The 19,874-nt window shown below is 63.5% G+C and carries 18 protein-coding genes; 8 read left to right on the forward strand and 10 right to left on the reverse strand.

What is annotated here, in order from left to right; all coding sequences use genetic code 11:
- Positions 1 to 12 precede the first annotated feature (12 nt).
- Genes ATY02_RS17595 through ATY02_RS17605 form a run of 3 tightly spaced genes read right to left on the reverse strand, consistent with a single transcriptional unit; the run spans position 13 to position 2,740 of the window.
- Positions 13 to 882: a rhomboid family intramembrane serine protease gene (locus ATY02_RS17595; protein ID WP_068588971.1), complete on the reverse strand. Its 870-nt coding sequence runs from the start codon at positions 880 to 882 to the stop codon at positions 13 to 15.
- Positions 879 to 1,853, reverse strand: a complete 975-nt coding sequence (locus tag ATY02_RS17600) for a metallophosphoesterase (RefSeq protein WP_176719784.1) — start codon at positions 1,851 to 1,853, stop codon at positions 879 to 881. Before ATY02_RS17600 ends, ATY02_RS17595 begins: the two co-directional genes overlap by 4 nt.
- A complete protein-coding gene (locus tag ATY02_RS17605; protein ID WP_068588976.1) occupies positions 1,850 to 2,740 on the reverse strand; it encodes an NAD(+) kinase in 891 nt (296 codons plus the stop codon). Before ATY02_RS17605 ends, ATY02_RS17600 begins: the two co-directional genes overlap by 4 nt.
- Positions 2,741 to 2,902: 162 nt before the next feature.
- Here ATY02_RS17605 and ATY02_RS17610 point away from each other — a divergent pair, with 162 nt between their 5' ends.
- A complete protein-coding gene (locus tag ATY02_RS17610) occupies positions 2,903 to 3,859 on the forward strand; it encodes a DUF1853 family protein (RefSeq protein WP_068589028.1) in 957 nt (318 codons plus the stop codon).
- A 16-nt stretch (positions 3,860 to 3,875) separates the two neighbouring features.
- Here ATY02_RS17610 and ATY02_RS17615 read toward each other — a convergent pair whose 3' ends face one another.
- Together ATY02_RS17615 and ATY02_RS17620 are read right to left on the reverse strand one after the other, a co-directional pair.
- Entirely contained in the window at positions 3,876 to 5,159 is a 1,284-nt protein-coding gene (locus ATY02_RS17615) for an arsenic transporter (RefSeq protein ID WP_068588978.1), read from the reverse strand.
- Between the two features lie 117 nt (positions 5,160 to 5,276).
- Entirely contained in the window at positions 5,277 to 5,834 is a 558-nt protein-coding gene (locus tag ATY02_RS17620) for an NADPH-dependent FMN reductase (protein WP_068588981.1), read from the reverse strand.
- Positions 5,835 to 6,050: 216 nt separating this feature from the next.
- On the opposite strand from ATY02_RS17620, the gene ATY02_RS17625 reads away from it, so the two are divergent.
- Complete coding sequence (locus ATY02_RS17625; RefSeq protein WP_068588983.1) at positions 6,051 to 6,287, forward strand: hypothetical protein; 237 nt, start codon at positions 6,051 to 6,053, stop codon at positions 6,285 to 6,287.
- A gap of 118 nt (positions 6,288 to 6,405) precedes the next feature.
- A complete protein-coding gene (locus ATY02_RS17630) occupies positions 6,406 to 7,299 on the forward strand; it encodes a LysR family transcriptional regulator (protein ID WP_068588986.1) in 894 nt (297 codons plus the stop codon).
- Here the strand turns inward: ATY02_RS17630 and ATY02_RS17635 are convergent.
- The 5 genes from ATY02_RS17635 to ATY02_RS17655 form a co-directional block, all read right to left on the reverse strand.
- Positions 7,296 to 7,883 (reverse strand): GNAT family N-acetyltransferase, encoded by a 588-nt coding sequence (locus ATY02_RS17635; RefSeq protein ID WP_068588994.1) that lies wholly within the window; start codon positions 7,881 to 7,883, stop codon positions 7,296 to 7,298. The two genes, ATY02_RS17630 and ATY02_RS17635, sit on opposite strands and share 4 nt — an antisense overlap.
- Positions 7,884 to 7,896: 13 nt before the next feature.
- Complete coding sequence (locus ATY02_RS17640; RefSeq protein ID WP_068588997.1) at positions 7,897 to 10,152, reverse strand: Orn/Lys/Arg decarboxylase N-terminal domain-containing protein; 2,256 nt, start codon at positions 10,150 to 10,152, stop codon at positions 7,897 to 7,899.
- A 211-nt stretch (positions 10,153 to 10,363) separates the two neighbouring features.
- Positions 10,364 to 11,107 carry a DNA polymerase III subunit epsilon gene (gene dnaQ / locus ATY02_RS17645; RefSeq protein WP_068588999.1) on the reverse strand — a complete coding sequence of 248 codons (744 nt, stop codon included), beginning with the start codon at positions 11,105 to 11,107 and terminating at the stop codon, positions 10,364 to 10,366.
- 123 nt (positions 11,108 to 11,230) lie between these two features.
- The gene (gene rnhA, locus ATY02_RS17650) at positions 11,231 to 11,680 is read right to left on the reverse strand and encodes a ribonuclease HI (protein ID WP_068589006.1); all 450 of its coding nucleotides are present in this window, start codon (positions 11,678 to 11,680) and stop codon (positions 11,231 to 11,233) included.
- 106 nt (positions 11,681 to 11,786) lie between these two features.
- Positions 11,787 to 12,545 carry a class I SAM-dependent methyltransferase gene (locus tag ATY02_RS17655; RefSeq protein WP_068589008.1) on the reverse strand — a complete coding sequence of 253 codons (759 nt, stop codon included), beginning with the start codon at positions 12,543 to 12,545 and terminating at the stop codon, positions 11,787 to 11,789.
- Between the two features lie 65 nt (positions 12,546 to 12,610).
- Here ATY02_RS17655 and gloB point away from each other — a divergent pair, with 65 nt between their 5' ends.
- From gloB to ATY02_RS17680, 5 genes are all read left to right on the forward strand, one after another.
- Positions 12,611 to 13,378, forward strand: a complete 768-nt coding sequence (gene gloB / locus ATY02_RS17660) for a hydroxyacylglutathione hydrolase (protein ID WP_068589032.1) — start codon at positions 12,611 to 12,613, stop codon at positions 13,376 to 13,378.
- A gap of 99 nt (positions 13,379 to 13,477) precedes the next feature.
- The gene (locus ATY02_RS17665) at positions 13,478 to 14,905 is read left to right on the forward strand and encodes a LysM peptidoglycan-binding domain-containing protein (protein ID WP_068589010.1); all 1,428 of its coding nucleotides are present in this window, start codon (positions 13,478 to 13,480) and stop codon (positions 14,903 to 14,905) included.
- A gap of 213 nt (positions 14,906 to 15,118) precedes the next feature.
- Positions 15,119 to 16,948, forward strand: coding sequence for an extracellular solute-binding protein (locus ATY02_RS17670; protein WP_068589013.1), 1,830 nt, complete (start codon positions 15,119 to 15,121; stop codon positions 16,946 to 16,948).
- Positions 16,945 to 18,798 carry an extracellular solute-binding protein gene (locus ATY02_RS17675; RefSeq protein ID WP_068589016.1) on the forward strand — a complete coding sequence of 618 codons (1,854 nt, stop codon included), beginning with the start codon at positions 16,945 to 16,947 and terminating at the stop codon, positions 18,796 to 18,798. The genes ATY02_RS17670 and ATY02_RS17675 overlap by 4 nt, the downstream gene beginning before the upstream one ends.
- Before the next feature lies 1 nt (position 18,799).
- Positions 18,800 to 19,873, forward strand: coding sequence for a microcin C ABC transporter permease YejB (locus ATY02_RS17680; RefSeq protein WP_068589019.1), 1,074 nt, complete (start codon positions 18,800 to 18,802; stop codon positions 19,871 to 19,873).
- Position 19,874 lies beyond the last annotated feature (1 nt).

The raw sequence follows: 19,874 nt of genomic DNA on the forward strand, positions 1-19,874 counted from the left end.
AGACTCCTGAACTCAAGGGGCCGGTCTACGGCGGCTGTACAAGCCACCCAACAGACCGGTAAGGCAACCGACGAGCAAACCGCCAACATGGGCGGCATTGGCGATTTCACCGAAGCCGATCATCGAGATCAGCCCGGACAGACACAGCAGCAGCCACACCAGCATCATCACCAGCACACCCCGGGGCAGGCGGTAGATGGGGTTGGGCGACAGCCATTGATAGATCCAGCAATGCCCCAGCAGTCCGTAGAGCACTCCGGAGAGGCCACCGAACAAGCTCGGGCCACTGAAATAATATTGCGCGTAGTTGGACACCAGGCTGAACAGCAGGGTCAGGCCCAGCAGGTTGATACTGCCCTGGCGCAACTCGATGCGCCGCCCCAGTTCCCAGTACCACATGCCGTTCATAGCGATGTGCAGGATGCCGAAGTGAACCAGCATCGGTGTCACCAGGCGCCACCATTGCCCCGCCGCCAGGCTGTCGGCCAGGGAGCTGAACTGGATGTAGTCGCCCGCCACGCGAAACTGCAGGAAGGTGAACCAGCTCAAGGCCTGCAGGTTGTCCCCCAACAGGGTGATGCCACAAACCGCCAGGCTCAGGACCAGGATCAACGCGGTAACCGGGCTGCGTCGCAATTGCTGGACCAGCCCAAGGCCCACCGGGGCGGCGGCCTGGGGAATGTCCAGTTGCTGTTCGGGATCGCCCTGGGGAAAACGCTGGTACAGGTCCAGCACGTCCTCGCGGATGGATTCGGGCACCCACAGCACCTGCTCCCCCGCTTCCTCGCTGACCCGATGGGGCACTTGCATGCGCTGCAAGAGCTTGACGAAGCCGCTGAGGTCAGTGGCCAGGGGCAGGCGCAAAATCGCTACCGCGCTCATCGCAGCACCTCCGGCCGCTCGACGTCGACCCAGACGAACTTGTTCGGGTCCAGGCGCGTTTCCTGGTCCAGGCGGTAGGCGGCGAGCTTGCCGTAGAGCACCGCGCTGTAGTCCAGGCAGGCCAGGTTGGGCCGGATCGGCGCCGGCGTGCCGCTGCGCCAATAGTGGCCGACGAACAGCAACGGCTCCTCGACGGCGTAGCGCAGCAGGCTGTTCTTCTCGTCCCTGGACAATGGCGTGCGCGCTACCGGCTCGGGCAAGGCATCGGGCTGGAAGACGATGTCGCCATAGGTCTGCGGGTCGTCTTCCCAGAACTTGGTACGGAAGAATGAACGGGTCAGGCCGTCGCCGCTGGTCATGGTCAGGCCATGGGGCAGGCGCATGTCGGTGCCACGCAGCAGGCGGTCGAAGGCATTGCTGGCAAAGCTGTCAGGCAACGCCGAGGCCTGGAGGAAATCGCGATCGATGCAGCCGTCCGGGTAGCGCTGGCGTAGCTGGGCGATCAGCGCCGAATCCCAACAGGCATGGACCACCCGGAAGCGCCCGGCGTCGACGAACAGCGGCATCTGGTAGAACCACTGAAGAAAGTCATGCCAGTCGCCCGGGTGCTGTTCGAACTGCGCCAGGGTCTCGTGGATCAGCCGGGCATGGCGCGGTGTGTGCTCGCGCACGAACTGCTTGCCACTGCCCGGCGCGGCCGGTGTACTCCAGCCCAGGGCATTGAACTCATGGTTGCCCATGATGCACAGCGCCTGGCCGGCCTCGGCCATGTCGTGGACGATGTGCAGGGCCTCGCGAATACGCGGGCCGCGGTCGATGATATCGCCGAGGAACACCGCCATGCGCGACGGATGCCGCCAGACGCCGCCCTGCTTGTGGTAACCGAGTCGGTCCAGCAGGTGCTCGAGGGTCAGGGCGCAACCGTGCACATCACCGATCAGGTCGTAGCTACGCGCGGGATCGAGCATCAGTCGCCTCCACCACCCAGGCGGCTGCCCCAGCCGAGCTTGGTCCGGCAGACCTCATAATAGTTATGGTCCAGGGGATGGATCAGGCGCAGTTTCTGGGCCTTCTTGCTGACCGTGATGGTGTCGCCCGGGGCGCAGGTGAAATGGTTCTGCCCGTCGCAGGAGACTTGCGGGTAGATCTGCATATCTTTGGACACGACGATTTTCAGCTCACTGTTGCCATCGACCACGATCGGCCTTCCGGACAAGGTATGGGGGTACATCGGCACGATCACAATGGCATCGAGCTTGGGATGCATGATCGGGCCGCCGGCAGACAGTGCGTAGGCCGTGGAGCCGGTGGGGGTAGCGACGATCAGGCCGTCGGCCTTCTGGCTGCAGACGAACTGGCCATCGATATAGATCTCGAACTCGATCATCCGGGTCGACTTGCCCGGGTGCAGCACTACGTCGTTCAGTGCATCGCCCTGGCCGATGGCCTCGGCGTGCCGGCGCACCTCGGCCTGCAGCAGGAAGCGGTTCTCCACCAGGTAGTGGCCATCCAGTACTTCGGCGACCTTGATCTCCAGCTCATCGGGGCGGATGTCGGTAAGAAAGCCCAGGCTGCCCCGGTTGATTCCCAGCACCGGGGTGTTGTGCCGTGCCAGGGCCCGGGCGGCGCCCAACAAGCTGCCATCACCGCCGACCACGATGACCATGTCGCAGACCTCGCCCAACAGCTTGCGCGAGGAGGTCTGCAAGCCGTGGCCTGGCAGCACTTCGGCGATGGTGTCCTCGAGGATCACGTGCAGGTGGCGTTCGAGCAGAAACTTTTTCAGTCGGCGAATGGTGTCCAGCACCTGGGAACTGCCCAGGCGACCGATAATGCCGATATTGCGAAATTGCTCCATGGGGCTCCTGCGGGGTTCGGGTTCAGGCCAAACGCTGGATTATGGGCGAAACCCGGCCGCAGACAAAATCCTTTCAGCCCTGTGGCCCTGCCGAAGTGCCGCGCCGACCGGAAACCCGGGCATTTGTCGCGGCGCCACCGGGTTTGCAGCTATGCTCGCAACATGCTCCCATTTCCGGATTTGCTCGATTTCCCCCGCCAGTTGCGCCAGCCTGAAGTCCGCGACCTCGCCTGGGTCATCCTCGCGCCGCCGATGCTCAGCCACACGCCCTGGCCCCAGCGCCACCCCCTGGCCGGCAGTGACTGGGCGCAGGCACCGCATTTACTGGTCCACTGGTTACGGCAACAAGACCAGGACAGCAGCGCCCTGCGACACTGGCTCAGTCGCAGCCCGACCCGACGCCTGGGCCTGTACTACGAACGGCTATGGCAATTTGCCGTGCAACAGGCTCCGGGGGTCGAGCTGCTGGCGGCCAACCTGCCGATCCGCCGCGGAGGCCACACCCTGGGCGAGCTCGACATGCTGCTGCGCGACCGCGACGGTGTGCACCATCTGGAACTTGCCATCAAGCTCTACCTCGGCCCACAGCAAGGCGACGGCACCGATTGCAGGCAATGGCTGGGCCCCGGCTGCCATGATCGGCTGGACCTCAAGCTGGCCCATCTGGATGAACATCAACTGCCGATTTCCACGCGATTGGAAAGCCGGGAGGCGCTAGCGGCACTGGATATCAATCAGTTCAACGCCGCCCTGTGGCTCGGGGGTTACCTGCTCTACCCCTGGCCGGGCCATGCCGAACCGCCCCGGGGCGCCCACCCCGGACACCTGCGCGGGCGTTGGCTGCACCAACGGGACTGGCCCGCCTTCATCACCCAGAGTCCGGCGGGGCGCTGGCAGCCCCTGCCCCGCCAGGCCTGGCTGGCCCCGGCCCGCTACCCTGGCGAGCACACCTGGAGCAGCGCCCAGCTCCAGCAATGGCTGGGTGAACTCGACCCACTTGCTCCGGCGCAATTGCTGGTGCGCCTGGAACAAAGGCGCGATGGCGACTGGGTCGAGGCCGAACGCCTGTTCCTGGTGTCCGATCTCTGGCCCCACCTGCCCCCCATACCGCAGCCCTAGGCCAGCGCTGCCGATCTCACCACGTCAGGCGCAAGGCCAGGGCTGCCAGCGTCGCCAGCAACACCGGCAGTGTCAGCACTATCCCGACCCGCAGGTAATAACCCCAGCCGATGTGAATCCCCTTGCGCTCCAGCACATGCAGCCAGAGCAGGGTCGCCAGGCTGCCGATAGGGGTGATCTTCGGCCCCAGGTCGCTACCGATCACATTGGCGTAGACCATCGCTTCCTTGATCACTCCCGTGGCGTGGCTGGCCTCTATGGACAAGGCGCCGACCAGCACCGCGGGCAGGTTATTCATCACCGATGACAGCCCCGCCGCTAACAATCCGCTGCCCAGTGCGGCGCCCCAGACCCCGGAGGCGGCCAGGCGGTCGAGCCAGCCGGCCAGGTACGCGGTCAGCCCGGCATTGCGCAGGCCGTACACCACCAGGTACATGCCCAGGGAGAAGATCACGATCTGCCAGGGCGCCTCCCTGATGACCTTGCGCGTGGAAATCCTGTGGCCCCGGGCCGCGACTATCAGCAACAGGGCCGCGCACACCGCGCAAATGGCACTGATAGGAATGCCCAGCGGCTCCAGGGCGAAGCAGCCCAGCAACAGGATCAGCAACACCCACCAGCCGGCCATGAACGTTGCACGGTCATGGATGGCGCTTGCAGGATCGGCCAACTGCCGGGGATCGTAGGATTGAGGGATATCCCGGCGAAAAAACCACAGCAGCACCGCCAGGGTCGCGATGACGCTCACCAGGTTCACCGGCAGCATCACCGCCGCATAACGATTGAAGCCGATGCCGAAGAAATCGGCACAGACAATATTCACCAGGTTCGAGACCACCAGCGGCAAGCTCGCGGTATCGGCGATAAAGCCCGCACCCATGACGAATGCCAGGGTCGAGGCCGGGGAAAAGCGCAGGGCCAGGAGCATGGAGATGACAATGGGCGTCAGGATCAGGGCCGCACCATCATTGGCGAACAGCGCCGAAACCAAGGCCCCCAGCAAGACCATGCAGGCGAACAACCGGCGTCCCCGGCCTTGCCCCCAACGCGCCACGTGCAGCGCCGCCCAGGCGAAGAACCCGGCTTCATCCAGCAGTAGGCTGATGATGATCAAGGCCACGAAAGTGGCGGTGGCATTCCAGATGATCTGCCACACCAGGGCAATGTCGCCGGGGTGCACCACTCCACTGAGCAGCGCCAGGCCGGCACCGATCGTGGCACTCCAACCCACGCCCAGGCCCCGGGGCTGCCAGATCACCAGGATGAGGGTCAGCAGGAAGATCGCCACGGCAATCAGCATGTTCGGGAAGTCACCATGGATGGCGGGAACTGGCGCGCCAGGGAACGCAGCGCAACCAGGCAAAGCGTAGCGGCAGGCCTGGATCGACGAGAAGCCGGCCTGGCGCTACGCCAGGCTTCAACTGCGTTTTTGCTGTTCGACCCACTGGCCGTAGGCGTTGATGAAGCTCTGCAGGAAAGGCCGCGTGGTATCCGACAACTTGCCGGCATCATCGAAGGCCGCGCCCGCGCCGCCCATATAGGCCTCGGGTTGCTGCATGCACGGCACATTGAGGAACACCAGGGACTGGCGCAGGTGGTGGTTGGCCCCGAAGCCGCCGATAGCCCCCGGGGATACGCTGATCACCGCTCCCGGCTTGCCGCTCCAGGTGCTCTGGCCATAGGGGCGCGAGCCGACATCGATGGCATTCTTCAATGCCGCCGGCACCGAGCGGTTGTATTCAGGCGTCACGAACAGCACCGCATCGGACTCGCGGATCTGCTGGCGGAACCTGGCATAGGCGGCCGGCGGGGTGTGCTCGATGTCTTCGTCATAGAGCGCCAGGTCGCCTATCTCGACAATGTTCAATTGAAGATTGGCGGGTGCCAGGTCGGCCAGGGCCAGGGCGACCTTGCGATTCAGGGACTGCTTTCTGAGACTGCCGACCAGCACTGCAACCTTGTAGACATTGCTCATTGGAGTTTCCAACCATTGGCTTGGGAGAGTTGCTAGTTATAGATGAGCCGGGGTCGTATCTGCTAGCCCACTCCGTGCATTTATGCACGGGAAGCGGCCATCGACTCCGAGCCAGGCCCACAACAGAATATTTTTTTTCGGGAGCAAAACTTCCCCCGCTCCCACTGGGTCTACAGCACCGAATTTTGCGTGTTTTATTTCCAGAGGCTCTAATAAATGGCAGCAGTACTTGTCGGACAATTCCATGCAAGAGATGCCGAGGGACGGGTGTATTCCGTCCACGAATTCCAGGAATCCATGCCTTCAGCGGACGGCGAAGCCGGCTCGGAACCAGTCACCACCTATCGCCTGGCCATCGGTGACCGGGTCAAGAAACTCGACGACAACCAATTCTTGCTGGTGCAGGCGGATGTAACCCTGGTGCGTGAACCCGAGTCGCCAGTGAATCAGTGACCCTCCCCTGCTCTTCGCCCAGCCCTGTCCGCTGCGACATCAACTACAGATTCGCGGCGCAGACTTGGGTTAGGATTCGACGCTTGCTTCCCTGACCGGCCGGATATGGATTTCAAGCATGCGTCTACGTCATATCGAAGTGATTCAAGCGCTCCTGCAAACCGCTCACCTGGGTACCGCCGCCGAGTTGCTGCAGCTCTCGGTGGCCGAGGTCGAGGCCCTGCTGCGCGACGCCGAAAGCCAACTGGGCTTGATGCTGTTCGCCAGCGTGCGCGGACGCCTGCAAGCCACCCGCGAAGCCTTGGAGCTACAAGTTGCCATTACCCGGGTCTACGACGCGTTCGAGCCCGTGCAACGCCTGGCCGATAGCCTGCGGTTCCACCAGGCGCCGCCCTTGCGCATCGTCGGTACCGCTCCACTGGTCCAGCAATTGCTCCCCCAATGCATCGCCGCCTTGCGCCGGCGCTTCGTCGATACGCCGTGCAGCCTGCTGTGCCAGAACACCCGTGAGATCACCGACAGCCTGCTGCTGCGCCACTGTGACCTGGGCCTGAGCCTGCATGACCCCGAGCACCCGGACATTCACAGCCAGAGCCTGGCCCAGGGCAAGCTGTTCGTCCTGGCGCCCCACGGCTGGCTGCAGGCCAAGCAGAAATACGTGTCCCTGCAGGACCTGGCCGGCCAGGCCATGGTCGGCCTGGAGGACCTGGACCCATTGGGCGTGACCCTGGCCAGTAAATTGCAGAACCTGCGACCCAGGCCGGTGATCCAGACCCGGGTACAGACCTACCAGATGATGCGCAGCCTGGTGGAAGCCGGCGAGGGCCTGGCGATAGTCGATCCCTTCACGGCCGCCGGCGCTCGGAGCGCGGGTCTCGATATCAGCCCTTTATCGCCCCCCATCGGCATCACCCTGTATGCCCTGCGCCGCAAGGGCAGCGAAACCTCGCCCCTGCTCAATGCCCTGATGGAGCTGTTGGGCGAACAGGCCACGGCGCTGCTTGCAGGTTAAGGAGCGTTGCCTGCGGGGTCTTCGGCGAACAGCAGGTACCAGAAGATCGCCACCTCGCGAGTCTGTGGATCGATACCGCGATAACGCAGGCGATCCACCCCGCCCACGACATAACCGCAACGTTCATACAGGCGACAGGCACCCAGGTTGTTGTTCTGGGTCTCCAGCATCACCCCCGGCAAACCCTTCCTGCGACTCCAGAACTGCGCGACTTCCAGCAGTGTCCTGGCCACCCCGTGACCTCGCGCTGGGGCGTGGACCGCCAGTTCATCGATATGCCCATACCCATTCCAGTTGGTACTGACCACCACGTGCCCGACCGCCTGGCCATCGAGATAAGCCATGAAGACTTCGCTGTCCGGCGCATTGCGATAGCTGCTGAATTCCTCGGGATCGATGCCATAGAACTTGCGATAGGAGGCGATCCGGCACAGCGGCCAGTCGGTCACCGCTACCCCGTGCGCGACCTCGGCGTAGGCATCGACCTGGAAACTGAAGTCACTGCCATTGATATAGGCCGCGAACCCTGCATCGGCGACACGAACCTGCACTCGCGACTTCCCAACATTGACCGTGGACGGCATAACGGCAGGCTCCTTACTCCTTGATGCAATCGACGGTGTAGTGCCGCCCATTGCCTTGTTCTTCATGTTGCAGACCGTGCACATCGGCGACAAATCCCGGGAAGCTGCTATCGAAGGCGCGGGCGAATGCCAGGTAGTCGATGATCGAGCGGGTCGATTCGGTGAAGCGCTCGCCGGGCATGATCAACGGAATGCCTGGCGGGTAAGGCACCAGCATCACCGCGGCGATACGCCCCTGCAACTGGTCGATGGAGACTGCCTCGACATCGCCGCGCACCAGGTGGTCGTAGGCGTCGGCAGGTTTCATCGCCACCTCCGGCAATACCGTGTACATGCGCTTGAGGTGCTTGGCCGTGGCGTTGCTGCGATAACAGGCATGCAACTGGTCACACAGGTCCTGCAGCCCCATGCCCTGGTAACGCTGCGGGTCCTGGCTGGCGACACTGGGCAGGCAACTGGCCAGGCTGGCGTTGGCGTCGTAATTGCGCTTGAACTCCAGAAGCTCGGTAAGCAAGGTGCTCCACTTGCCCTTGGTGATGCCCATGGAGAACAGCACCAGGAAGGAATACAGGCCCGTCTTCTCCACCACCAGCCCACGCTCCCACAGGAACTTGCTGACCACCGCCGCGGGAATCCCATGCTCGCTCAGGGCTCCTCCGGCGGTCAGGCCAGGCATCACCAGCGTCACCTTGATCGGATCGAGCAGTACATAGTCGTCGGTGACGCCGGCAAAGCCATGCCACTCGCCGTCGGCCTCCAGCAACCAGTCGCCCGTGCATACCTGGTCGATACCTTCGACCCGTTCCGGCTGCCAGACCGAAAACCACCAGTCATCGGCGGCGATGTTCTGCCGCAGGTTGGCCAGAGCACGGCGGAAGCTCAGGGCCTCGTCGAACATTTCCTGTAGCAGCGAGCGCCCTGCCGGGCCCTCCATCATCGCCGAGGCCACGTCCAGCGAAGCGATGATGCTGTACTGCGGGGAGGTGGAGATGTGCATCATGAAGGCTTCGTTGAAGCGGTCACGATCCAGTTGCCGGGCGCCACCGTCCTGCACATGGATCATCGAAGCCTGGCTGAAGGCCGCCAGCAGCTTGTGGGTGGAATGGGTGGTGAACACCAGCGGACTGTCGGCCGAACGCGAGGTCCCCATGCCATAGCGGCCGGCAAAGAACTCGTGGAACGCCGCATAGGCGTACCACGCTTCATCGAAATGCAGGACCTCGACGCTGCTGCCCAGGCTCTGCTTGATCAGCTCGGCGTTGTAGCACAGCCCGTCGTAGGTCGAGTTGGTGACCACTGCCAACTTGACCTTCGGTGCACGGCCACGCGTCAGCGGGCTGGCATCGATCTTGGCCTGGATCGACTCGGTGCTGAATTCCTCAAGGGGAATCGGCCCGATGATCCCCAGCTCGTTGCGCTCCGGACACAGGTACAGGGGGATCGCGCCGGTCATGATGATCGAATGCAGGATCGACTTGTGGCAGTTGCGATCCACCAGCACCAGGTCGTCACGACCGACCATGGAGTGCCAGACGATCTTGTTGGCCGTGGAGGTGCCATTGATCACGAAGAAGGTGTGATCGGCGCCGAAGTTGCGCGCGGCGCGGGCCTCGGCTTCCGCCAGGGGGCCGGTGTGATCCAGCAGCGAGCCCAGTTCCGGCACCGACACCGACAGGTCCGAACGCAGGGTGTTCTCGCCGAAGAACTGATGAAACGCCTGCCCTACCGCACTCTTGCGATACGCCACGCCACCGCCATGCCCCGGGGTATGCCAGGAATAGTTGGAGTCGGCGGTGTGTTGCACCAGGGCCCTGAAGAATGGCGGCAACAGGCCATCGAGGTAATTGCGTGCGGCCCGGGCCACTTGCCGGGCCAGGAACGGCACGGTGTCTTCGAACAAATAGAGGATGCCGCGCAACTGGTTAAGTTCGCTCATGGCGTCGGCCGGGGCGTTTTCCAGGGTCACCTGCTCGCCCAGGGCAAAGATCGGCAACAGCGGTGCGCGCACCCTGGCCAAACGAATCAGCTCCACCATGTTTTGCAGCAGGTGGGTGTTCTCCCCAGCGCCCTCGGCGGCGATCAACATGCAGGCCAGGCCATGGTGCGTGGAGGCCACCAGCCGCCCCTCGGCATAATCCACTGCGGAAAAGATGCTGAAGCCATCCTTTTCCAGCTCCCGGGCGATCCCTCGTACCCGGTCCCCCGCGACCGTATCGGCCTTGATGTCACGGTGCACGATCAGGATCGGAAACTGCAGGTCTTTATACATGGGGCGACAAGTCCTGAGGCGACGGGGGTGCCCCGCCAATCCACTCAGGGTAGAAGCTGCAAAGCACGCATGTCACCCCAGGCAGGGACTCCCTGTAATAAAACGTCGCACTGGGACAACAACGATGGCGCAGGCCGCTGCCTAGCCTACGCCCTTGCGAACAACCCGCGGCCCTTATGCAACAAGGCGAAGGACCGTGCGAGCCTGATAGTTACTGCTGGGTTTCGAGCAACTGGGTCCAGAGTGCCGGGCCGCCGGCGGACTTGGCGATGGCTTCCAGGCGTGCCTGGTGCTCGGCCAGCTCCGCCTCGCTGGCCATGATGATCCGGCCGCGTTGGCGATCGGCGGACAAGCGGCGGATCTCCGAGGCGCGCATCCCATCGCCTGCGCCACCATCGGCACCATTACCCGCCAGGGACAGGCTGGTCTGGCCACCGGTCATGGTCAGGTAGACGTCGGCCAGGATCTCCGAGTCGAGCAAGGCGCCGTGCAATTCACGGCCGGAGTTGTCGACGCCATAGCGCTTGCACAAGGCATCGAGGCTATTGCGCTGGCCCGGGTGCCGCTCGCGGGCCATCAGCAAGGTATCGAGGATGCTGCAATGCTGGGTGATGTCGGCCCGCTCATGCTGGCCCAGCAAGGCGAATTCGTTGTTGATGAAGCCAACGTCGAACGCCGCGTTGTGGATGATCAGCTGCGCACCCTTGATGAATTCGAAGAACTCATCGGCCACTTCGGGGAAGCGCGGCTTGCCCACCAGGAATTCGTTGGTGATGCCGTGGACGCCAATAGCGCCCTCGTCGCTCTCGCGATCGGGTTGCAGGTAAACGTGGAAATGGCGGCCGGTCAGGCGCCGACCGATCAACTCGACGCAACCGATTTCAATAATCCGGTGACCGTCGGTCACCGGCATGCCGGTGGTTTCGGTATCGAGGACAATAGATCTGTTGGCCATCAGTGGTCAGTTCTCAATCTGGCAAAGGGCGGGATTTTAGCATGCCCAGCCCAGGGACTGTGCACCAGGGCAGCAACGCCGGCCCGGCAGGCTTCATTTTAAGCAATCGACAAGCGGGCCGGCCTAGCCCTTGTGGCCACGGACCTCGTCCACACCGCGATTGGCCAACTGGTCGGCACGTTCATTGCCATGATGCCCCGTGTGACCACGCACCCACTTCCAGGTGACGTTATGCCGGCTCACCTGCTCATCGAGCTGTTGCCACAGGTCGGCGTTCTTCACCGGCTCCTTGGCGGCGGTCTTCCAGCCGCGCTTCTTCCAGTTGACCATCCACTCGGTGATGCCCTTCATCACGTATTGCGAGTCGGTGATCAGTTGCACCTCGCACTGACGCTTGAGCTCCTGCAACCCTCGGATTGCCGCCATGAGTTCCATGCGGTTGTTGGTGGTGTTGGCTTCGCCACCCCAGAGTTCCTTCTCGACGCCCTTGCACACCAGCAGCGCGCCCCAGCCACCCGGGCCAGGATTGCCCTTGCAGGCACCGTCGGTAAAGATTTCTACGCTATCGCTCATCCACGCCTTCCATCAAAAATTGCCATTGGCCCGCCGGCGATCACCGACGGCACCCAGGCCGGGCGAGCCCGGCCCATCTATATAAAGAGAGGTTTGCTACAGGTGCTCAAGGTTCAACATTGCGACGATTGACCTTGGCCAGGGGCATTGGCACCAGCTTGCCCATCGGCTCGCGGCGCACTTGGCGCACGGGGCGCAAGCCCACCGCGATCTTGCGCGCCACCAGCAGGTAGAAGCCGCCTCCGGACAGTTGCCAACGCCCTGCCCTGCGTTCCCAGCCCGCCAGCCGCGCCTGCCATGCAGGCGAGGCAAGCGGCGGACGATAGCACCCGAAGCGGCGTTTCTCCAGCGCGAAGCCCAGCAGGTTGAGCCAGTCGCCAACCCGCGAAGGCGCGATGCAACGGGCCCGGCGCAAGCCGTCATGGGCAAACGCCCGACGCAGGCCCCAGGTGCTCCAGGGGTTGATGCCAATAATCAGCAGGTGGCCACCCGGACGTACGCTGCTGGCCGCCTCGCGCAACAGGCCATGGGGCGACAGGGAGAAATCCAGGCCATGCTGCAGCACCACCACGTCGGCGGCATGCTCGCTCAAGGGCCAGGCCTGTTCCTCGCAGACGATCTCGACCCCGGGCAACGGAGCCCCCAGGCGAACGTTGCGCTGGACTTGGGGCGCCGTCGGCGGAGGCTGGGCCGACGGCCCGTAGTGCACCAGGTAGCCGCCAAAGAAGCGCCCCAGTTCCTCCTCGAGCATGCGCCGCTCTTCGTCCAGCAGGAATTGCCCAAGGGGCCCGGACAGCCAGTCCCGGGCGGCACCGATCAGGGCCAGCCAGTCAGGATCTGCCTGAGCGAAGGCTTTATCGGTCATTGCATTCTCCAACACGCCAGGAAGTTCTAAGATGCGCCATTGTTTTCCGCTTGGCGAATCCGAAGATGATACAGATCAGTGCCCTGCCCGCCTTCACCGACAACTACATCTGGTTGTTACAAGATCATCGCAACCACTGCTGCGCCGTCGTCGACCCGGGCGATGCATCGCCCGTACTGGCTTGGCTGGAGCAACACCCCGGGTGGCGCCTGAGCGACATCCTGATCACCCACCATCATCACGATCACGTCGGTGGCGTCGAACGCTTGAAACAGCATAGCGGTGCCACGGTCCACGGCCCCGCACGGGAAAAGATCCCCGCTCGCGACAATGCCCTGGACGACAACGACCAGCTCCAGATCCTGGGCTGGGACTTCACCGTGCTCGCCGTGCCCGGCCATACCCTGGGGCATATCGCCTACTACCATCGTGGCCTGCTGTTCTGTGGCGACACCCTGTTCGCCGCCGGTTGCGGCCGGCTGTTCGAAGGCACCCCCGAACAAATGCACCATTCCCTGAGCCGCCTGGCGGCCCTGCCGGACGACACCCTGGTCTACTGCACCCACGAATACACCCTGGGCAACCTGCGCTTCGCCCAGGCGGTGGAGCCGGATAACCCGGACATCGCCCAGCGCCTGGAGAAGGTGGTGCAAATGCGTGAGCAAGGCGTCATGACCCTGCCATCGACCCTGGCCCTGGAGAGGCTGACCAACCCATTCCTGCGTACGGGTGAAACATCTGTTAAACAAAAAGCAGACGAACGGAACGGCCAGGATAACCCGTCCCAGAGTGCGGTCTTTGCGGCGTTGAGAGCCTGGAAAGATAAATTCTAAGAGGCCCCGGCATTGGCATAGAAATTCTGAATGGTTGACCGCACTCCGGGTGCTTTCTAGAATCGCCCGACATTTTTGCCCGGAACTTACTTCCAGCCAATGTCGTCATTTATTCGTTACTCCATCAGTTCAGACGCATTGACGCGCTTGGCCCAGGCCATCGCGGTAGCTGTGTCAGCGACTCTTGCGGGCTGCCAAAGCACCGGCCATGTCCCGCAGAGCGACGCGACACACACTCCGAATCTCAACGCCCGCATCAAGCAAAAACCCATCTGGCTCGGCAAGCAGCCCAGCCCGCAAGTACCCCAGGACGTCTGGGAGCGCATGCGCCAGGGCTTCCAGTTGCAAGAAGGCTTGGGCGTCAACCCGCGTATCGAACAACAACGCCTCTGGTTCGCCAGCAACCCCTCCTTCCTGGAGAACGCCGGCGAGCGCGGCAGCCTTTATATCCACTACATCGTCGAGCGCCTCGAAGAACGCAACATGCCGCTGGAGCTGGCTCTATTGCCAGTGATCGAAAGCGCCTACAACCCACTGGCCTATTCCCGGGCCGATGCCGTGGGCCTGTGGCAATTCGTCCCGGCCACAGGTCGTTCGTTCAACCTGCGCCAGACCCGCTTCTACGATGGTCGGCGCGACATCACCGCCTCGACCACCGCGGCCATGGACTACCTGACCCGCCTGCACGACATGTTCAACGGCGACTGGCTGCTGGCCCTGGCGGCCTACAACGCCGGTGAAGGCACCGTGAGCCGGGCCATCGAGCGCAACGAGAAGCTTGGCCTGCCCACCGACTACTGGAACCTGCCACTGCCATCGGAAACCCAGGCCTACGTACCCAAGCTACTGGCCCTGTCCCAGGTGGTCATGACCCCCGAGGCCTATGGCGTCAACCTCAATCCCATCGCCAACGAACCCTACTTCCAGGTGGTGGAGATCAACCAGCGCATGGACCTGTCCAAGGTCGCGGCGGTGGCCAACATCGACGAGGACGAGCTGTTCCAGCTCAACCCGGCGTTCAAGCAGCGCATGACCGTCGATGGCCCGCAGCATCTCCTGGTGCCCACCTCCAAGGCACAGCTGCTGACCACCAGCCTGTCGACCATGCGCCCCGAAGAGCTGATCAGCAAACGCTCGCTCAAGTCGGTCTTCGCCAGCGATGAAGGCCGCGACTCGTTGCGCAAGCGTGCCTACCGGGTCAAGCGCGGCGACAACCTGGCGTCGATCGCCAAGGCCAACCGGGTCAGCGTTCAGGAACTGCAACGCTGGAACAAGCTCAACGGCAAGAACCTCAAGGTCGGCCAGACCCTGGTCACGCAGGACACCCGCAAGGCCGTCGGCAAGAAGACCGCCGTGGCCAGTGTCGAGAAAAAGAAATCGACCCAGTACAAGGTCAAGCAAGGCGACTCGCTGTACATGGTGGCCAAGCGCTTCAACGTCGAGATGCAACACTTGAAGCGCTGGAACCCCCGCGCCGGCCAGGCCCTGAAGCCAGGCCAGGTGCTCACCGTCTACCTGTCTCACTGAGCGACAGGCCCGGAACCCGACACCAGCAGTCAAGCCCTGCGACACTGACTGCCCGACACGCTGCGACGCCCCGATCCGGGGGCGTCCAACGCTCACCGGAGACAGGCTCCGGCATCCGGCAGGCCCCCGCCAGAACAAGCTTTTTCCAGCCGATACAAGCTGTTACTGTACCGAGCACAAAGCCCAAGCCGTCTGGATCGGATCTCTGACTCGATGCGTCCCCTGCTTCTGCTCTTCATCAGCCTGGCCTTGAGCTTTCCCGCAAGCGCGACGATCACTGAAAGTCATGGTTATGCGCAATTCGGCACGCTCAAGTATCCGTCCAGGTTCACCCACTTCGACTGGGTCAATCCCGCTGCGCCCAAAGGCGGCACCCTGCGGGTCATGGCCTTTGGCACTTTCGACACCCTCAATCCCTACACCTTCAAGGGCACCAGCCCTGTAGCCACGCCGAACTTCCTGCAGTACGGAGTCAACGAGCTCAACGAGCCCCTGATGGTGGGCACGGGCCTCTATGCTCCCTCCGGCGACGAGCCCACCTCCAGCTACGGCCTGATCGCCCGCTCGGTGGAGTACAGCGAAGACCGCAGCTGGGTGGTGTTCAACCTGCGGCCCGAGGCCCGCTTCCACGACGGCCTGCCGATCACCGCCCGGGACGTGGCGTTCTCCTACCGCCTGCTGCTCAAGGAAGGCCATCCGCAATACCGCACCAACCTGCAGGAAGTGCAGCGGGTCGACATCCTCGGGCCACAGCGCATCCGCTTCGTGTTCAAGCGCGCCGGCAACCCGCTGCTGATCCTGCGCCTGGGGGAAATGCCGGTACTGCCCCAGCATTACTGGAAGGACCGCGACTTCAAGGCCACCACCTTCACCCCGCCCCTGGGCAGCGGCCCCTATCGCATCACCCAGGTGCAGCCCGGGCGGCAGCTGGTGTTCGAGCGGGTCAAGGATTACTGGGGCAAGGACCTTGCGGTCAACCGCGGGTTCGCCAACTTCGATCGGGTCGAGGTGGAGTTCTACCGCGACAGCGACGTGGCGTTCGAGGCCTTCAAGGCCGGTGAATTCGATATCTACATCGAACACCAGGCCAAGAACTGGGCCAGTGGCTACGACTTCCCGGCGGTACGCCGTGGCGAGGTGATCAAGGCCCAGGTAGCGCACCAGATCCCCACCCAGACCCAGGGCCTGTTCATGAACACCCGGCGCGCGACCTTCGCCGATGTGCGGGTACGTGAAGCCCTGGGCATGATGTTCGACTTCCAGTGGACCAACCGCACGCTGTTCAGCGGTGCCTACCAGCGCGCCCTGAGCTACTACCCCAACAGCGACTTCTCCGCCACGGGCGTCCCCCAGGGCCGCGAATGGCTGCTGCTTTCGCCCTATCGCGAGCGGTTGCCAGCCAGCCTCTTCACCCAGCCCTTCAGCTTGCCGAGCACCGACGGCCGCGGCATCCCGCGCCAGACCCTGCGCCGGGCCCTGGGGCTGCTGGGCGAGGCGGGCTGGAAGCTCAACGGCCAGCGCCTGCAGAACAGTGCCGGGCAACCGCTGCGGTTCGAGCTGATGCTGGTCAATCCCAACCTGGAACGCATCCTCCAGCCCTACGTGGAGAACCTGGCCAGCATCGGCATCGACGCGCGCCTGCGCACCGTCGATCGCGCGCAATACAAGCAGCGCCTGGACCAGTTCGACTACGACATGATCCTCATGACCCTCAACCAGACCCTGAGCCCGGGCCTGGAGCAATGGCAGTACTTCCACTCAAGCCAGGTCGCGGTCAAGGGCAGCAAGAACTATGCGGGCATCAACAACCCCATCGTCGACCACCTGCTGGAGCAGCTCCTGGCGGCCCAGAGCCGCGACGACCAGCTGGCCGCCGGCCGGGCCCTGGATCGGGTGCTACTGTGGCAGCACTACATGATTCCCAACTGGTACCTCAACTATCACCGCCTGGCCTACCGTAACCGGTTCGCCTTCGTCACCACGCCGCCCTATACCCTGGGGCTGAGTGCCTGGTGGCTGAAGTCCTTGGAGACCACCCAATGATGCCCCTGCGTGCCCTGCTCCTGCGCACCTGCGGCGTGTTGCTCGGCGTCATCGCCTGCTGTGCCCAGGCCACGCCACAACATGCCGTGACCCTCTACGGCGAAGCGCCGAAATACCCGGCGAACTTCCAGCACTTCGACTTCGTAAAACCCGACGCCCCCAAGGGCGGGACCTTCCGCATGGCCGGCTTCGGCAGCTTCGACAGCCTCAATCCGTTCATCAGCAAGGGCGTGCCGGAGAGCAATATCGGCCTGGTATACGACACCCTGATGGCCCAGAGCCTGGACGAACCCTTCACCGAGTACGGCCTGGTGGCCGAGCGGATCGAGAAAGCCCCGGACAACAGCTGGGTACGTTTCTATCTGCGACCCGAGGCTCGCTTCAACGATGGCCATCCGCTGCGCGCCGAGGATGTGGTGTTCAGCTTCCAGACTCTGACCAACGCCGGCTCGCCGCTGTATCGCGGCTACTACGCCGATGTCGAGCAGGTGATCGCCGAAGACCCGCTACGAGTCCTGTTCAAGTTCAAGCACAGCAACAACCGCGAGCTACCGCTGATCCTCGGCCAACTGACGATCCTGCCCAAGCACTGGTGGGAGCACCGCGACTTCGCCAAGAGCAACCTTGAAGTGCCCCTGGGCAGCGGCCCCTACCGGGTGACCGAGGTCAAGGCCGGGCGCTCGATCCGCTATGAGCGGGTCAAGGACTACTGGGCCCGCGACCTGCCGGTCAATCGCGGCTTCTACAACTTCGACACCATCACCAGCGACTACTACCGCGACAACACCGTGGCCCTGGAAGCCCTCAAGGCCGGCCAGTTCGACTACTGGCTGGAAATGAGCGCGAAGAACTGGGCCAACGCCTACAACATCCCGGCCGTGGCCCAGGGTCGGTTGATCAAGGAGCAGATCCCCAATGGCAATCCCACCGGCATGCAAGGTTTCGTCTTCAACACCCGGCGCCCGCTGTTCCAGGACGTGCGGGTACGCCATGCCCTGAGTCTGCTGCTGGACTTCGAGTGGAGCAACAAGCAACTGTTCAACGGTGCCTATACCCGCACCCGCAGCTACTTCGAGAATTCGGAGATGGCCGCCACCGGCCTGCCGGGCCCTGACGAGCTGGCGATCCTCGAGCCCTTGCGCGGGCAAATTCCCGAGCAGGTGTTCACCCGGGCTTTCGCCCCTGCCCTATGCGACGGCAGCGGCATGATCCGCGCCCAACAGCGCCAGGCCTACCAACTGCTGCAAGAAGCCGGCTGGCATATCGTCGACGACAAGATGGTGGACGCCCAGGGCAAGCCGGTGGTGATCGAGTTCCTACTGGCCCAGACCGAGTTCGAGCGCGTGCTGCTGCCGTTCAAGCGCAACCTCGCCGACCTGGGCATCGACCTGGTGATTCGCCGGGTGGACGTGTCCCAGTACATCACCCGGGTCCGCTCGCGGGACTTCGACATGATCGTCGGCAGCTTCCCGCAGTCCAACTCACCGGGTAACGAGCAGCGTGAATTCTGGATGTCCAGCAGCGCCGACAAGCCTGGCAGCCGCAACTACATCGGCCTCAAGGACCCGGCCATCGACCGTCTGGTGGAGAGCCTGATCAACGCCGACTCCCGAGCCAGCCTGGTGGCCCATGCCAAGGCCCTGGACCGGGTCCTGCAATGGGGCTACTACGTGATCCCCAACTGGCACATCAAGACCTGGCGCGTGGCCTACTGGGACCACATCGGCCATCCACAGGTCGCGCCCAAGTACGACATCGGCGTCAACACCTGGTGGATCAAGCCCGATGCCAAACCCGCCGTGGAACCGGCACCAGACCACCAGGCGGCCGCGGCCGAAGCGGTGCAATAAGATGCTGGCCTATATCGTTCGCCGCCTACTGCTGATCATCCCGACCCTGCTGGGCATCCTCCTGATCAACTTCATGATCATCCAGGCCGCCCCCGGCGGGCCGGTGGAACAGATGATCGCCAAGCTCGAAGGCTTCGACGGCGCCACCAGCCGCATCGCTGGCGGTGGCGCCGAGGTCTCGGTGGCCGGTTCCAGCTACCGCGGCGCCCAGGGCCTGGACCCGGCGCTGATCAAGGAAATCGAGCACATGTACGGCTTCGACAAGTCGGCGCCGGAACGCCTGTGGATCATGATCAAGAACTACGCCACCCTGGACTTCGGCGACAGTTTCTTCCGCGATGCCAAGGTGGTGGACCTGATCAAGGAAAAGATGCCGGTCTCGATCTCCCTCGGGTTGTGGAGCACCCTGATCATGTACCTGGTGTCGATCCCCCTGGGGATCGCCAAGGCCACCCGCCACGGCAGCCATTTCGACGTCTGGACCAGCTCGGCGATCATCATCGGCTACGCAATCCCGGCGTTCCTGTTCGCCATCCTGCTGATCGTGGTGTTCGCCGGCGGCAGCTACCTCAACTGGTTCCCCCTGCGCGGCCTGACCTCCAGCGACTTCGAGCAACTGAGCCTGGGGCGCAAGGTCCTCGACTACTTCTGGCACCTGGCGCTGCCGGTCACGGCCCTGGTGATCGGCCACTTCGCCACCATGACCCTGCTGACCAAGAACAGCTTCCTCGACGAGATCAACAAGCAATACGTGATCACCGCCAAGGCCAAGGGCCTGACCCAGCGCCGGGTGCTCTACGGCCATGTGTTCCGCAACGCCATGCTGCTGGTGATCGCCGGCTTCCCGTCGGCCTTCATCGGCATCTTCTTCACCGGGTCCTTGCTGGTGGAAGTGATCTTCTCCCTGGACGGCCTGGGCCTGATGAGCTTCGAGGCCGCTATCAACCGCGACTACCCGGTGGTGTTCGGCACCCTGTTCATCTTCACCCTGCTGGGCCTGGTGGTGAAACTGATCGGCGACCTGACCTACACCCTGGTCGACCCACGCATCGACTTCGACAGCCGGGAGCATTGAG

Source organism: Pseudomonas sp. BIOMIG1BAC (genome assembly GCF_001705995.2).
Classification (GTDB): domain Bacteria; phylum Pseudomonadota; class Gammaproteobacteria; order Pseudomonadales; family Pseudomonadaceae; genus Aquipseudomonas; species Aquipseudomonas sessilinigenes.

Excerpts from the sequence above, each read along its gene's own strand:
- ATY02_RS17610 (WP_068589028.1), top strand. The coding sequence starts at position 2,903 with ATGCTCCCATTTCCGGATTTGCTCGATTTCCCCCGCCAGTTGCGCCAG.
- rnhA (WP_068589006.1), bottom strand. The coding sequence starts at position 11,680 with ATGAGCGATAGCGTAGAAATCTTTACCGACGGTGCCTGCAAGGGCAAT.
- ATY02_RS17655 (WP_068589008.1), bottom strand. The coding sequence starts at position 12,545 with ATGACCGATAAAGCCTTCGCTCAGGCAGATCCTGACTGGCTGGCCCTG.
- ATY02_RS17630 (WP_068588986.1), top strand. The coding sequence starts at position 6,406 with ATGCGTCTACGTCATATCGAAGTGATTCAAGCGCTCCTGCAAACCGCT.
- ATY02_RS17620 (WP_068588981.1), bottom strand. The coding sequence starts at position 5,834 with ATGAGCAATGTCTACAAGGTTGCAGTGCTGGTCGGCAGTCTCAGAAAG.
- ATY02_RS17670 (WP_068589013.1), top strand. The coding sequence starts at position 15,119 with ATGCGTCCCCTGCTTCTGCTCTTCATCAGCCTGGCCTTGAGCTTTCCC.
- ATY02_RS17605 (WP_068588976.1), bottom strand. The coding sequence starts at position 2,740 with ATGGAGCAATTTCGCAATATCGGCATTATCGGTCGCCTGGGCAGTTCC.
- ATY02_RS17665 (WP_068589010.1), top strand. The coding sequence starts at position 13,478 with ATGTCGTCATTTATTCGTTACTCCATCAGTTCAGACGCATTGACGCGC.
- ATY02_RS17615 (WP_068588978.1), bottom strand. The coding sequence starts at position 5,159 with ATGCTGATTGCCGTGGCGATCTTCCTGCTGACCCTCATCCTGGTGATC.
- dnaQ (WP_068588999.1), bottom strand. The coding sequence starts at position 11,107 with ATGGCCAACAGATCTATTGTCCTCGATACCGAAACCACCGGCATGCCG.
- ATY02_RS17635 (WP_068588994.1), bottom strand. The coding sequence starts at position 7,883 with ATGCCGTCCACGGTCAATGTTGGGAAGTCGCGAGTGCAGGTTCGTGTC.
- gloB (WP_068589032.1), top strand. The coding sequence starts at position 12,611 with ATGATACAGATCAGTGCCCTGCCCGCCTTCACCGACAACTACATCTGG.
- ATY02_RS17595 (WP_068588971.1), bottom strand. The coding sequence starts at position 882 with ATGAGCGCGGTAGCGATTTTGCGCCTGCCCCTGGCCACTGACCTCAGC.
- ATY02_RS17680 (WP_068589019.1), top strand. The coding sequence starts at position 18,800 with ATGCTGGCCTATATCGTTCGCCGCCTACTGCTGATCATCCCGACCCTG.
- ATY02_RS17675 (WP_068589016.1), top strand. The coding sequence starts at position 16,945 with ATGATGCCCCTGCGTGCCCTGCTCCTGCGCACCTGCGGCGTGTTGCTC.
- ATY02_RS17625 (WP_068588983.1), top strand. The coding sequence starts at position 6,051 with ATGGCAGCAGTACTTGTCGGACAATTCCATGCAAGAGATGCCGAGGGA.
- ATY02_RS17640 (WP_068588997.1), bottom strand. The coding sequence starts at position 10,152 with ATGTATAAAGACCTGCAGTTTCCGATCCTGATCGTGCACCGTGACATC.